11 protein-coding genes are annotated in these 14,178 nt (G+C 63.5%); 10 read left to right on the forward strand and 1 reads right to left on the reverse strand.

The window, feature by feature from the left end:
• Positions 1-53 precede the first annotated feature (53 nt).
• On the forward strand, positions 54-1,322 hold the full coding sequence (locus AC1Q6J_RS10975) for a lipoprotein-releasing ABC transporter permease subunit (protein WP_492279351.1): 1,269 nt from the start codon (positions 54-56) through the stop codon (positions 1,320-1,322).
• 8 nt (positions 1,323-1,330) lie between these two features.
• Positions 1,331-2,029: an ABC transporter ATP-binding protein gene (locus tag AC1Q6J_RS10980; RefSeq protein ID WP_492279441.1), complete on the forward strand. Its 699-nt coding sequence runs from the start codon at positions 1,331-1,333 to the stop codon at positions 2,027-2,029.
• 10 nt (positions 2,030-2,039) lie between these two features.
• Here AC1Q6J_RS10980 and AC1Q6J_RS10985 read toward each other — a convergent pair whose 3' ends face one another.
• Positions 2,040-2,306, reverse strand: coding sequence for a DUF3551 domain-containing protein (locus AC1Q6J_RS10985; protein ID WP_492279352.1), 267 nt, complete (start codon positions 2,304-2,306; stop codon positions 2,040-2,042).
• 561 nt (positions 2,307-2,867) lie between these two features.
• On the opposite strand from AC1Q6J_RS10985, the gene dnaE reads away from it, so the two are divergent.
• The 8 genes from dnaE to AC1Q6J_RS11025 all read left to right on the forward strand — a co-directional run bounded on the left by dnaE (position 2,868) and on the right by AC1Q6J_RS11025 (position 14,178).
• Positions 2,868-6,398 (forward strand): DNA polymerase III subunit alpha, encoded by a 3,531-nt coding sequence (gene dnaE / locus AC1Q6J_RS10990; RefSeq protein WP_492279353.1) that lies wholly within the window; start codon positions 2,868-2,870, stop codon positions 6,396-6,398.
• 118 nt (positions 6,399-6,516) lie between these two features.
• Positions 6,517-8,799, forward strand: coding sequence for a caspase family protein (locus AC1Q6J_RS10995; protein ID WP_492279354.1), 2,283 nt, complete (start codon positions 6,517-6,519; stop codon positions 8,797-8,799).
• 228 nt (positions 8,800-9,027) lie between these two features.
• Positions 9,028-10,023 (forward strand): 30S ribosomal protein S2, encoded by a 996-nt coding sequence (locus tag AC1Q6J_RS11000; protein ID WP_492279355.1) that lies wholly within the window; start codon positions 9,028-9,030, stop codon positions 10,021-10,023.
• A gap of 130 nt (positions 10,024-10,153) precedes the next feature.
• Positions 10,154-11,077 (forward strand): translation elongation factor Ts, encoded by a 924-nt coding sequence (gene tsf, locus AC1Q6J_RS11005; protein WP_492279356.1) that lies wholly within the window; start codon positions 10,154-10,156, stop codon positions 11,075-11,077.
• 95 nt (positions 11,078-11,172) lie between these two features.
• Positions 11,173-11,889 (forward strand): UMP kinase, encoded by a 717-nt coding sequence (gene pyrH / locus AC1Q6J_RS11010; RefSeq protein WP_492279357.1) that lies wholly within the window; start codon positions 11,173-11,175, stop codon positions 11,887-11,889.
• Between the two features lie 105 nt (positions 11,890-11,994).
• Positions 11,995-12,558 (forward strand): ribosome recycling factor, encoded by a 564-nt coding sequence (gene frr / locus AC1Q6J_RS11015; protein WP_492279358.1) that lies wholly within the window; start codon positions 11,995-11,997, stop codon positions 12,556-12,558.
• Between the two features lie 10 nt (positions 12,559-12,568).
• Complete coding sequence (locus AC1Q6J_RS11020) at positions 12,569-13,327, forward strand: isoprenyl transferase (protein ID WP_492279359.1); 759 nt, start codon at positions 12,569-12,571, stop codon at positions 13,325-13,327.
• A gap of 62 nt (positions 13,328-13,389) precedes the next feature.
• Positions 13,390-14,178: a phosphatidate cytidylyltransferase gene (locus AC1Q6J_RS11025; protein ID WP_492279442.1), complete on the forward strand. Its 789-nt coding sequence runs from the start codon at positions 13,390-13,392 to the stop codon at positions 14,176-14,178.

Here is a 14,178-nt window from a genome sequence, read left to right on the forward strand (position 1 = left end):
GCCGCGACTAGAATTAGCCCGATTCGCGTGAAAATCCGGACTATGGAACCAACATGAGCGAGCCAGTTCGGACCCCACCTTTCGCGCCATTCGAATGGATGCTGTCGACCCGCTATCTGCGGGCGCGCCGCAAAGAGGGTTTCATTTCAGTCATCGCCGGTTTTTCGTTTCTCGGCATCATGCTCGGGGTGGCGACGCTCATCATCGTGATGGCGGTGATGAACGGCTTTCGCAAGGAATTGCTCGACAAGATTCTCGGCCTGAACGGCCATATCGTTGTCCAGCCGCTGGAATCGCCGTTGACCGACTGGAAGGACGTCGCCGAGCGCATCAGCAAGTCCGACGGCATCCGCCTCGCGGCGCCGGTGGTTGACGGACAGGGCCTCGGCTCGTCGCCGTTCAATGCCGCCGGCGTCTTTATCCGGGGCATCCGCGCGCAGGATCTCAACGCCGTCACGTCGATCGCCAAGAACATCAAGCAGGGCACGCTGGAAGGGTTTGACGAGGGACAGGGCGTCGCCATCGGCCGCCGGCTCGCGGACCAGTTGTCGCTGCGGGCCGGGGACAGCATCACATTGGTGTCGCCGCGCGGCGCGGTCACGCCGATGGGCACGACGCCGCGCATCAAGCCATACAAAGTGGCGGCGGTGTTCGAGATCGGCATGTCGGAGTATGACGCGTCATTCGTGTTCATGCCGCTGACCGAGGCGCAGGCCTATTTCAACCGGGCCAACGACGTCACCGCCATCGAGGTCTTCACGACCAATCCCGACAGGATCGATGTCTTTCGCAAATCGGTGACGGAGGCGGCACAGCGGCCGATCTTCCTGGTCGACTGGCGGCAGCGAAATTCCACATTCTTCAATGCGCTACAGGTCGAGCGCAACGTGATGTTCCTGATCCTCACGCTGATCGTGCTGGTGGCGGCGCTGAACATCGTCTCCGGCCTGATCATGCTGGTGAAGGACAAAGGCAGCGACATCGCGATCCTGCGGACCATGGGCGCGTCGCAGGGCTCGGTGATGCGGGTGTTCCTGATTACTGGAGCCGCCATCGGCGTGGTCGGAACGCTTGTCGGCTTCCTGCTGGGACTGGTGATCTGTCTGAACATCGAGACGATCCGGCAGTTCATCTCCTGGATGACCAACACCGAACTGTTTTCGCCCGAACTCTACTTCCTCTCCAAGCTCCCGGCCGAAGTCGATGTCGGAGAGACCGCGGCCGTTGTCATCATGGCGCTGACGCTGTCATTTCTGGCGACGCTGTACCCGTCATGGCGCGCCGCGCGTCTCGATCCCATCGAAGCGCTCAGATACGAATGAGTACACAGATGGAGCAGGGGGAAAATGGCGTTCCGGTCGTTTATCTGCACGACGTCCGCAGGCGCTACAAACAAGGCGAAGCCACGCTGACCATTCTCGACGGCGCCAGTCTGGCGCTGTGGGAGGGACAGTCCGTCGCGCTGATCGCGCCGTCGGGCACCGGCAAATCGACGCTGCTTCATATCGCCGGTCTGCTGGAGCAGGCCGACGAGGGCGAGGTTTATGTCGGTGGCACCGCGACCTCGGGGCTGTCCGACGTCGAGCGGACGCAGATCCGCCGCACCGATATCGGGTTCGTCTACCAGTCCCACCGGCTGTTGCCGGAGTTCTCGGCGCTCGAGAACGTGATGATGCCGCAGATGATCCGCGGCCTGCCGCGCAAGGAGACCGTGAAGCGGTCGCAGGAAATCCTGGCGTATCTCGGACTGGCGGAACGTGTGACGCACCGGCCGGCGGAATTATCAGGCGGCGAGCAGCAGCGTGTGGCGATTGCGCGCGCGGTCGCCAACGCGCCTCGTGTCCTGCTGGCGGACGAGCCGACCGGCAATCTCGATCCGCATACCGCTGACCACGTCTTCAACGCTTTGACCCAGCTTGTGAGAGCGACGCGCGTCGCGATGCTGATCGCGACGCACAACATGGATCTGGCGGCCCGAATGGACCGCCGGGTCTCGCTCCAGGACGGTCACGTCATCGAGCTCGACTGACCCCGGCAATTCAGTAGTAGGACCGCTGCGTGCGGCGGCGCGGCTGATACACCCGCTCTTCGTCATAGGCGAAATACGGATTTGCGTAGCAGCCCGCGTAAGTTCCTGCCGCGGTCGCCTGGCACTGCTGATAGGTCGCGAAGCTGCAATCGCCCTGACCGGTGGCAATATCCCGGCCCTGCAAACAGAACGGATAATTCCCTCGGGCTTCGGCGGGGGCTGACTGGACGGCGAAGCCGGCGCCAAGCACGGCGAGGGCCAAAAGGGTACTGCGCATGATGTTCTCCTGCCGGGTCGATCCCCGGTGTGTCTTGAGGTTGTGAGCCAGACTGTTTCCAACCGCGTCCGTCAACTCACGTTCCTGCGTAGCTGTTGATGGATTTGCGAAAGTTGCGGGCCGTTTACGTTTTGTTAGCATTGGCTGGAGCCTACCCGTGAGGCCGGATTTCCGGCGCTTGACTCTGAGAACAAAAAAGGAACAATGTTCTTATTACGTTCTCATGGAGTCGCTGGAGCGTCGATAGGGAGTTCGGTCATGTTGAAGACATTCGTTGAAGAAGCTGCTGCGCTGACCTCGGTTGTGCTTTTCGTCGGAATGATTGCGATCTGGGCGCAGGTCATTCCTCAGATGTAGTGACTTGAGATGTAGTGACTTGCCCGGCCTCGGAATAGCCGGGGCTGGGGAAAACGATGATGGATCCGGCATAGATCGACGGGTCCACGTCTGTAGCGTGGACACCTGTTGTACAAGGCACCACCATCGACCCACATGAGTCGTTCCGTCGTCGCAAATGGTTCATCGCGCCGGTGAATCGCTGCGAAGGTTGCCAAGGTCCGCATGTCCAAAACCGTTTCGCCGAAGTCGTCCGCGCTCGACCCCGGATTTGTCCATCTGCATGTGCAGTCGGCTTATTCGCTGCTGCAAGGCTCGATGACCATCAGCAAGCTCCTGGAACTCGCCAAGGCTGACCATCAGCCTGCTCTGGCGCTGACCGACAATGACAATATGTTCGGTGCGCTGGAATTTTCCGACAAGCTCGCCGGTTACGGCATCCAGCCGATCACCGGCTGCGCGGTGACAGTCGATTTCGGTGACCAGGATACCAGCGCACGCAATGCGCTTCGGCCTGCGCGGCTCGTGCTGCTCGCGACCAGCGAGGACGGCTACCGCAGCCTGATGAAGCTGAATTCCCACGCGTTTCTGGAAACGCCGGTCAATCAGACCCCTCACATCAAGATCGAGTGGCTGGAGGGCGAGACCGCCGGGCTGATCGCGCTGACCGGCGGGCCGGAAGGGCCGATCGGGCAGGCCATCAATGCCGATCAGCCCGCGCTGGCGCAGGCGCGCTGCGATAGTCTCGCGAAGCTGTTCGGCGACCGGCTCTACATCGAATTGCAGCGCCACGGACTTGATAGCGAGCGCCGCGTTGAGCCCGCACTGATCGACATGGCCTATGCCATGGGCCTGCCGCTGGTCGCGACCAACCAGCCGTATTTCGCCAGCGCCGACGATTACGAGGCGCACGACGCACTGCTCTGCATCGCGGGCGGGCGTCTGGTGTCGGAAACCGACCGCGATCAGCTGACGCCGGACCATCGTTTCAAGACTCGCGCCGAGATGGCCGTGCTGTTCGCCGATCTGCCGGAAGCGCTGGCGTCCACCGTCGAGATCGCGCGGCGCTGCTCGTTCCGTCCCAAGACGCGCAAGCCGATCCTGCCGCGCTTCACGGTGGTCGGAAGCGCCAACGCCGCGGATGCCGAAAGCGATGAAGCCGTCGAACTGCGGCGTCAGGCCGAGGAGGGGTTGGCCTGGCGTCTGCAAAAGTACGGTCTTGCTCCGGGTACAACGGAAGAAGACTACGCAAAGCGGCTGGCGTTCGAGATCGACGTCATCACGCGCATGAAATATCCCGGCTACTTCCTGATCGTGTCGGACTTCATCAAGTGGGCGAAGTCGCATGGCATTCCGGTGGGACCGGGCCGTGGTTCGGGCGCGGGCTCGCTGGTTGCCTACGCGTTGACGATCACGGACCTTGATCCGATCCGGTTCGGTCTGCTGTTCGAGCGTTTCCTTAACCCCGAACGCGTGTCGATGCCGGACTTCGACATCGACTTCTGTCAGGACCGCCGCATTGAGGTGATCCGCTATGTGCAGGAACGCTACGGCCGCGAGCAGGTCGGGCAGATCATCACCTTCGGCACGTTGCAGGCGCGTGGTGTGCTGCGCGACGTCGGTCGGGTGTTGCAGATGCCTTACGGGCAGGTGGACCGGCTCACCAAGCTGGTGCCGCAGAATCCGGCCGCGCCCGTGACGCTGTCGGCGGCCATCGCCAGCGAACCCAAGTTGCAGGCGTTCCGCGACGAAGACCCGGTGGTCGCGCGGGCCTTCGACATCGCGCAGCGCCTCGAAGGCCTGACCCGCCACGCCTCGACCCACGCCGCGGGTATCGTGATCGGCGATCGGCCGCTCTCCGAACTGGTGCCGATGTATCGCGATCCGAAATCGGACATGCCGGTCACCCAGTTCAACATGAAGTGGGTCGAGCCCGCGGGCCTCGTGAAGTTCGACTTTCTTGGCCTGAAGACGCTGACGGTTCTCGATGTCGCGGTGAAGCTGCTGAAGCAGCGCAAGATCGACGTCGATCTTGCGCATTTGCCGTTCGACGACAAGAAAAGCTACGAGATGCTGGCGCGCGGCGAAGTGGTCGGCGTGTTCCAGGTTGAAAGTCAGGGGATGCGGCGCGCGCTGGTCGACATGCGGCCCGACCGGCTTGAGGACCTGATCGCGCTGGTGGCGCTTTATCGCCCGGGTCCGATGGCGAACATTCCGACCTACTGCGCGCGCAAGCACGGCGACGAAGAGGCGGACTACATGCATCCGATGCTCGAGCCGATCCTGAAGGAGACCTTCGGAGTCATCATCTATCAGGAACAGGTGATGCAGATCGCGCAGGTCATGGCCGGCTATTCGCTCGGCGACGCCGACCTGCTGCGCCGCGCGATGGGCAAGAAGATCCGCGCTGAAATGGACAAGCAGCGCGAGATATTCGTCGCCGGCGCAACGAAGAACAGCGTGCCGAAGGGGCAGGCGCAGACGATCTTCGAACTGCTCGCGAAGTTCGCGGACTACGGCTTCAACAAGAGCCATGCCGCCGCCTACGCGCTGGTGTCGTTCCAGACCGCCTACATGAAGGCGCACTATCCGGTGGAGTTCATCGCGGCGTCGATGACGCTCGACATGAACAACACCGACAAGCTGTCGGAGTTTCGCGCCGAGGCGCAGCGGCTTGGCATCAAGGTCGAACCGCCGTCGATCAATCGCTCGGGCGCGACGTTCGAGGTCAGCGAGAACACGATCTATTACGCGCTCGCCGCGCTCAAGGGTGTTGGCCAGCAAGCCGTCGAGATGATCGTGGAGGCGCGGGGCGACCGGCCCTTTACCTCGCTGGCCGATTTCGCCTCGCGTGTGAACCCGCGTGCGATCAACAAGCGCGTGGTGGAGAGCCTCGCGGCGGCGGGGGCGTTCGACACCATCGACGCAAATCGCGCGCGGGTGTTCGCGGGCGCCGACGCCATTGTCGCGGCGTGTCAGCGCAGCCATGAAGCCACAACCATCGGACAGAACGACATGTTCGGCGGCATGGCGGATGCGCCGAGCATCGTGCTTCCGAACCTCGAGCCATGGCTGCCGGCAGACCGTCTGCGGCGTGAGTACGACGCCATCGGCTTCTTCCTGTCGGGCCATCCGCTGGACGATTACGCCACTGCGTTGAAGCGGCTGCGCGTGCAGTCGTGGAGCGAGTTCTCCCGCGCGGTGAAAACCGGCGCGACTGCGGGACGCGTCGCCGCGACGGTGGTGTCGCGGATGGAGCGGCGCACCAAGACCGGCAACAAGATGGGAATCATCGGGCTGTCCGATCCCACCGGACATTTCGAAGCGGTGCTGTTCTCGGAAGGACTGGCGCAGTATCGCGACGTACTTGAACCGGGCACGGCCGTACTCATGCAGATCGGCGCGGAACTACAGGGCGAGGATGTGCGCGCACGGATTCTGCATGCCGAACCGCTCGACGATGCCGCTGCCAAAACCCAGAAGGGCCTGCGCATTTTCGTGCGCGACGACAAACCGCTGGAGTCGATCGCCAAGCGTCTGGAAGGCCATCAGGCCGCAGCCGGCGGGGGCAACAAGCTTCAGCCCGCGAAAGCGTCTTCCGGGCCGCCGGCAGGCGACGGCGAGGTTACGCTGATCATGATGCTCGATCTCCAGACCGAGGTGGAGATGAAGCTGCCGGGCAAGTTCAAGGTGTCGCCCCAGATCGCCGGCGCGCTCAAGGCGGTCTCCGGCGTGGTAGACGTGCAGACAATCTGACGATTGCCCTTAAAGGTTGCCCTTCGGGGCTGCCGCCTTATTCCGACTATCTTTCGTTCAAACAATGTTCATGCGGCGCAGGATTGACTGCGCCGTTGGGCTGAACGGGAATGATGTCATGCGCGGAATGAGCAGGTTCTTCGGCGTTGCGGCTGTACTGGCTTTCATGGCCATGGCGTTACCCCTTCACGCTCAAACCCCGCCGCCCGCGCAGGGCCAGCAAAGCCGCATCGCGCTGGTGATCGGCAATGGCAACTATCAGAGCGCGCCGCTTGCAACCGCGGCCAATGATGCCGGTCTGATCGCCCAGACATTGCAGGCCGCCGGATTCGATGTGGTCGGCGCGCGCGACCTCGATGGCGAAACACTGCGCCAGACCTTCGGCGACTTCATCAAGAAGGCGAAAGCGGCGGGACCGGATACGGTCGCATTTGTCTATCTTGCGGGGTACGGCCTGCAACTCGCGGGCGAGAATTACTTTGTGCCCGTCGACGCCAGCATGGCGCGCGACACCGACGTTCCGGTCGAGGGTCTTCGCATCGGCGATTACGTGCGCCAGTTGTCGGCGCTGCCGCTCAGGGCCAACATCGTCGTGCTCGACGCTGCATACAATTCTCCGTTCGCCAAGGAAGGCCAGCCGCTCGCCGGTGGTCTCGCACTGATCGAGCCGGAGCCGAAAGGTCTGATCGCGTTTAACGCCGCGCCGGGCACGGTGGCCCCGAACCCCACCGGCAACTACGGTCCTTACGCGCAGGCGCTGGCTGAGATGATGCGCACCGGCGGCATTTCGCTTCCCGAGGTTTTCAACCGCGTGCGGCTGCGCGTGAACGAGGTGACCAAGGGTGCGCAGGTACCATGGGATGCGCAGAAGCTCGAAGGTGATTTCGTGTTCTTCGATCGCGCGCCGGACGCACCGCCGCTTCAGGCCAATCAGGACGCCGCCGCGCGCTCGAAGCCCATTCGCGATTTCAGCGCGCAGGAGGCTTACACGGCGGCGCTCGAGCGCGACACAATTGCCGACTACGAAGCCTTCCTCGCTGCCTATCCCGACGATCCGATGGCGAAGCGGGTGAGGGCGATCGTCGCCGCACGCCGCGAGGCGATCACATGGCGGCAGACTTATCGCGCGAACACGCAGCAGGCCTATTGGTCCTATCTCAGGCGCTATCCGAAGGGACCGCATGCCGCCGATGCGCGCCGCCGGCTTGCCAATATCGCTGCCGCGCTCGAGCCGCCGCCGGCCTTCGACGCATATGCCTATGATGTGCCGCCGCCGCCGGACTACGAATACGAGTATGTCGATCGGCCATACTTGATGTTCGACGATCCGGTGTTTGCGTTCGCGCCGCCGCCACCGCCGCCGATCTTCTTCCTGCCGCCGCCGCCGGAAGATTTCGTCGTGCTCGATCCGCCGATCTACTACGACGATGTCTACTACCTGCCGCAGCCGGTGTTCATTCCGATCCCGGTCTTCATAAGGCCGCCGATCTACGTGCGTCCGCCGATCAACCGTTTCCTGTTCACGAACATCCACAACAGGGAAGTCATCAACAGCGTCATCAACCGGCGCCCGCCGGCCGGAGCGATCGGAACGGGCAGACCCGGCGGCCAGTTCGGGCAGGGCGGGCAGCTCAGGCCGGGACCGGGCGTCGTGGCGACGACCCGTCCGGCATTTGCTCCGGCGTTGCCGCCGTCGGCGACGCGGCGTGCAAACCTGATTCGCCAGGGCAAGGTCGCGGCACCTCCGGGCGTTCTGCCGGGCACCGGCCGTCCGGGTGGTCCGGGCCAGGTCCAGCCGGGCCAGGTCCAACCTGGCACTGTCAGGCCGGGTAACAATCTCCGTCCGGGCAATGTGCTGCCGGGGCAGGCTCCGGGAACCGGGCCGGGCGTCCGGCCTCTGCCCAGCACGTTGCCCGCGCCCGGCGCCACGGGCCCGCAACCGGGACAGGATCGCCGTCCGGGCCGTCCCGACCGCAGTCCCAGACCGGGCCTGGCTCGGCCTTCGGTTCAGCCGGGAACTGCCGCTCCGTCAGGGCCAGCGGCAAGCCCCCAGGTTCGTCCGGAGCGGACCCGTCCGCAATTCCAGAGGCCCGAGCCACGGCCTCGGATAGCGCCGCGCCCGCAGATTCAACGGCCGCAGCCCCAGTTCCAGCGGCTCCCGCAGGCGGCTCCACGCCCGCAGCCGCAATTCCAGCGGCCCGCCGTGGCCCCACGGCCCCAGCCGCAGATGGCGCCGCGTCCGCAACCGCAGTTCCAACGGCCGGCGGCACCGCCACCGCGACCCCAGATGGCGCCTCGGCCCCAAATGGCTCCGCCGCGCCCCGCAGCGCCGCCACGGGCGGCCCCACCGCCCAGACCGGCTCCGGTCAAGCGATGTCCGCCGAATGTTCCAAAATGCTGAATGCGATGCCGGCTGGACCACGCTCCAGCCGGCATTCTGCGGGGCCTTGAAGACCAAGAAAAACGGCCATAAATCCTTGCTTCGACGCGGCGCGGCGGTTATAAGCCGCGCATCTCACACGGAAGCATGGCTCTAAAAAGCCGTCCGGTGGCAACCGGGACGCAAGTCATTTTTCTTGCAGTTCGTTTGCTCACACGCTTCCGGAGGAACCAACCGGAGAATTGAACCATGGCGCTACCTGAATTTTCTATGCGTCAGCTTCTGGAAGCTGGCGTTCACTTTGGTCACCAGTCTCACCGATGGAATCCGAAGATGGCGGATTACATCTTCGGTGCCCGCAACAACATTCACATCATCGATCTCGCTCAGACCGTGCCGCTGCTTCACCGCGCGTTGCAGGCTGTCAGCGACACCGTTGCCAAGGGCGGCCGCATCCTCTTCGTCGGCACCAAGCGCCAGGCGCAGGACGGCGTGGCGGAAGCCGCCAAGCGTTCCGCGCAGTACTTCGTCAATTCGCGCTGGCTCGGCGGCACGCTGACCAACTGGAAGACCGTGTCCGGTTCGATCAAGCGCCTGCGCCAGCTCGACGAGATGCTCGCCTCGGGTGAAGGCCACCAGTACACGAAGAAAGAGCGCCTGACGCTTCAGCGTGAGCGTGACAAGCTCGACCGCTCGCTCGGCGGCATCAAGGACATGGGCGGTCTGCCCGATCTGATCTTCGTGATCGACACCAACAAGGAAGACATTGCGATCCAGGAGGCCCAGCGCCTCAACATTCCGGTCGCCGCGATCGTCGACACCAACTGCGATCCGAAAGGCATCTCGTATGTGGTTCCCGGCAACGACGACGCCGGCCGCGCGATCTCGCTGTATTGCGATCTCATCGCCCGCGCTGCGATCGACGGCATCTCGCGCGCTCAGGGCGGCGCGGGCATCGATATCGGCGCAATGGCCAATCCGATTCCGGAAGCCATCGAGTCGGCCAAGTCGGATGGCTTCCAGGGTCTTGCGGGTCCGCGCGGCGTTGCCGACGATCTCAAGAAGCTGAGCGGCGTATCCGGCGCCATCGAGAAGAAGCTCAACGATCTCGGCATCTTCCACTACTGGCAGATCGCCGAACTCGACCACGACACCGCTCACAAGATCGGCGAAGAAGTCGGCTTGCCGGCGCGTGCCGACGGCTGGGTCGCCCAGTCCAAGGCGCTGACCGCGGAAGCGGAATAAGCCTTAAACGTATCCCGCGGCCGGTTCATCCGGCCGCGACATTCCCCGACTAGAAAAATCCTGCGCGTCGAATCCGGCTAGCCAGCAATCGCTGCGCCGCGCGGCCCGCACAGGCAAAGGACATCCGGCAATGGCAACAATCACAGCGGCAATGGTCAAGGATCTGCGCGAGAAAACCGGCGCGGGCATGATGGATTGCAAACAGGCCCTCACTGAAACCGCGGGCGACATCGATGCGGCGGTTGATTGGCTGCGCAAGAAGGGCCTCTCGAAGGCCGCGAAGAAGTCTGGCCGCGTTGCAGCCGAAGGCCTGATCGCAGCCGTCACCGACGGCAAGAAGGGCGTGCTCGTCGAGGTCAATTCCGAGACCGACTTCGTTGCGCGCAACGAGCAGTTCCAGGGCCTGGTCAAGATGATCGGCCAGGTTGCGCTCAAGGCAGGCGCGGACGTCGAGAAGATCAAGGCTGCCAAGGTAGGTGAATTCGACGTCGATCGCGCCATCGCGGATGCGATTGCGACCATTGGCGAAAACATGACGCTGCGCCGCGCGGCCGAGCTTTCGGTCAGCGATGGCGTTGTCGGAAGCTACGTCCATGGCGCCGTGGTCGACGGTCTCGGCAAAATGGGCGTGATTGTCGCGCTGGAATCCACCGGCAAGAAGGATGAGCTGGCAGTCCTGGCTCGTCAGATCGCGATGCACGTGGCCGCCTCCAACCCTCAGGCGCTCGACGCGGCGGGTCTTGATCCCGTGCTGGTCGCCCGCGAGAAGGACGTGATGGCGGACAAGTATCGCCAGCAGGGCAAGCCGGATGCGATGATCGCCAAGATCGTCGAATCGGGCCTCAAGACCTTCTACAAGGAAGTAACCCTGCTGGAGCAGGCGTTTATCCACGACAGCGCCAAGACCGTGGCGCAGGCCGTGAAGGAAGCTGAGGGCAAGGTCGGCGCGCCTATCAAGGTTGCCGGGTTTGTGCGCTATGCTCTGGGCGAGGGAATCGAGAAGCAGGAATCCGATTTCGCCGCTGAAGTCGCCGCCGCTGCCGGTCAGGGGTAACGAGACGACGCGCGCCGATCGGGATTCTGAGCGCATTCTGCAAGACACCCCGTTTTGCTCTGGAATGCGTTCAATTCGAATGAGTGAGCGATCGTATGGCTGAACCGGCTTATCGGCGTGTCGTGGTCAAGGTTTCCGGCGAATATCTCGCCGGCGACCAATCCTTCGGTATTCACCAGCCCACCATCGACCGGATCGCCAGCGACCTGATCAAGGCGCGGGAACTTGGCGTCGAGATCGCCGTCGTCGTCGGCGGCGGCAACATCTTTCGCGGTGTCGAAGTTTCCTCGCGTGGCGTGTCCCGTACCACCGGCGACACGATGGGCATGCTCGCCACTGTAATGAATTGCCTGGCGCTGGAATCGGCGCTTGAGCGCAAGGGCCAGTCGGCCCGCACTCTGTGCGCGTTCGTGATGCCGCAGATCAGCGAACTTTTCACCCGCGCCGCGGCCCATCGGTATCTCGCCGAAGGCCGCATCGTGCTGCTCGCCGGCGGCACCGGCAATCCATACTTCACGACCGACACCACGGCGGTATTGCGTGCATCCGAAATCGGGGCGCAGGCGGTGCTGAAGGCCACCAATGTCGACGGGGTCTACAGCGCTGACCCGAAGAAGGACCCATCCGCCAAGCGATTCGAGCGGCTGAGCCATTCTCAGGCGGTGGAAGGCGGCTATAAGGTGATGGACGCGACGGCCTTCGCGCTTGCCCGCGAAACGTCCTTGCCTATCATCGTGTTCTCGATCGCCGAGCCAGGCTCTATCGGCGCTATTTTGAGCGGCAAGGGCAAGGGCACGATTGTCTCCGGCTAGGCGCGGAGGCCGCGGTGGCGCGAAGACGAAAAATTGCGCCCGAACAATAAGATACGCGATGCGGCCAATTGTTTGAGCCGCGTCAGACTGAAGGAGTAGCATCGCATGACGGCCGGGAATTTCGATATCAACGATCTGAAGCGGCGCATGGAAGGCGCCATTGCCTCGCTCAAGCACGAGCTGGGCGGATTGCGTACCGGCCGTGCAGCGATTTCGATGGTCGAGCCGGTGCAGGTCGAGGCCTATGGCAGCCACATGCCGCTCAATCAGGTGGCCACCGTGAGTGTGCCCGAGCCGCGCCTGCTGTCGGTGCAGGTCTGGGACAAGTCGATGGTGAAGGCGGTCGAGACCGCGATCGTCAATTCAAACCTCGGCCTCAGCCCGGCGACCGAAGGTCAGGTCATCCGCTTGCGGATTCCTGAACTCAACGAAGAGCGCCGCAAGGAGCTGGTGAAAGTCGCGCACAAGTATGCCGAAGCCGCGCGCGTAGCGGTTCGTCATGTGCGCCGCGATGGACTCGATGTCCTCAAAAAGCTCGAAAAGGATCATCAGATATCCGAGGACGACGAGAAGCGCCATTCGAACGACGTTCAGAAGGTCACCGATGCCGCCATCGCTGACGTCGACAAGGCGCTTGCGACCAAGGAAAAAGAAATTCTCACGGTTTAAGAGATCGCCAATGTCGAACGGCGCCATGCCAAAGCCAGGAGAACCGGATCGTGCCGATGCGCCGCGGCATGTCGCGATCATCATGGATGGCAATGGACGCTGGGCGGCGGCGAGGGGATTGCCTCGCGCCGAAGGACACCGCCGCGGAGTCGATGCGCTTCGCAAGGTAGTGCGCGCGTCGCACGAACTCGGGATTTCCTTTCTCACGATCTTTTCGTTCAGTTCCGAAAACTGGTCGCGGCCCGCGAGCGAGATCGGCGATCTGTTCGGCCTGCTGCGCCGCTTCATCCGCAACGATCTGGCGACGCTGCATGCCGATGGCGTCCGTGTTCGCGTCATCGGTGAACGCGAAGGACTTGAGTCCGACATCTGCGCGCTGCTCACCGAAGCCGAGGATCTGACGCGGAATAACACCCGGCTCACGCTGGTCGTCGCCTTCAACTACGGATCGCGGCAGGAGATCGCCAACGCGGCGCAGCGGCTTGCGCGCGAAGCCGCCGAGGGCAAGCGCGATCCGGCGACGATCACGCCGGAGGTGCTGGGCGGCTATCTTGATACTTCGGACATTCCGGACCCCGATCTGATTATCCGCACCAGCGGCGAGCAGCGTCTCTCAAACTTCCTGATGTGGCAGGCCGCTTATAGCGAACTGGTGTTTGTCCCGATTCACTGGCCGGACTTCGACAAGGCTGCGCTCGAAGGCGCGATTGCCGAATACGCGACCCGCGAGCGCCGCTTCGGCGGGCTGGTCGCCAAAACCGGATCGTGAGCGGCGTGGCCCCGGAGACCCCAGTCACACCCGATACCGCGAAAGGGTCGAGCAATCTCTACATGCGCGTTGTCGCGGCGCTGGTGCTTGCACCGCTGACCATCGCCGTCGCGTGGATCGGCGGCTGGCCCTGGGCCTGCATCGTGATCGCAGCCGCGGCCTTGCTGTATTTCGAATGGCTGATGATCGCCGGCGTCTCCGGCAACAGGCTGGTTGCTGCTGTCGGCATCGTCTCACTCGCCGTTGCCGGCATCTGTCTGATGCTGCGGCGGACGGACCTCGCGTTCGGGATCGTGGCTATGGGAATTGTGCTGGCCGCGGGTCTCGTGCGCGAACGGCGCGGATGGGTTGCAAGCGGGCTGGTCTATGCCGCTGCCGCGCTGATCGCTTCGATTGTCGTCCGGCGCGACGCGGACTTCGGGTTTGTCGCGTTGATGTTTGTTCTTCTCATTGTATGGGGGACCGACATCGGCGGTTACTTCGCAGGGCGCGGCATTGGCGGACCGAAGCTCTGGCCGCGCGTCAGCCCGAAGAAGACGTGGGCGGGCGCAATCGGCGGCCTGGTCCTCAGTCTCGTGATCGCGGCGGCCTTCGCGCTGCTCGGTTTCGGCAAGATGCTTCCGATGCTCCTGCTCGGCACCGTGCTGTCGATTGTTTCGCAGTTCGGCGACCTGTTCGAATCCGCCGTCAAGCGCCGCTTCGACGTCAAGGATTCGAGCCACATCATTCCGGGTCACGGCGGATTGCTGGACCGGCTCGACGGTTTCGTTGCGGCGATTGTTTTCGCCGCCCTCATTGGCTTTATGCGCGGCGGCCTTGATGGCGTCGGCCGCGGTTTCATGGTTTGGTGA

Source organism: Afipia sp. MLSD5-FHT05B12 (assembly GCF_058793355.1).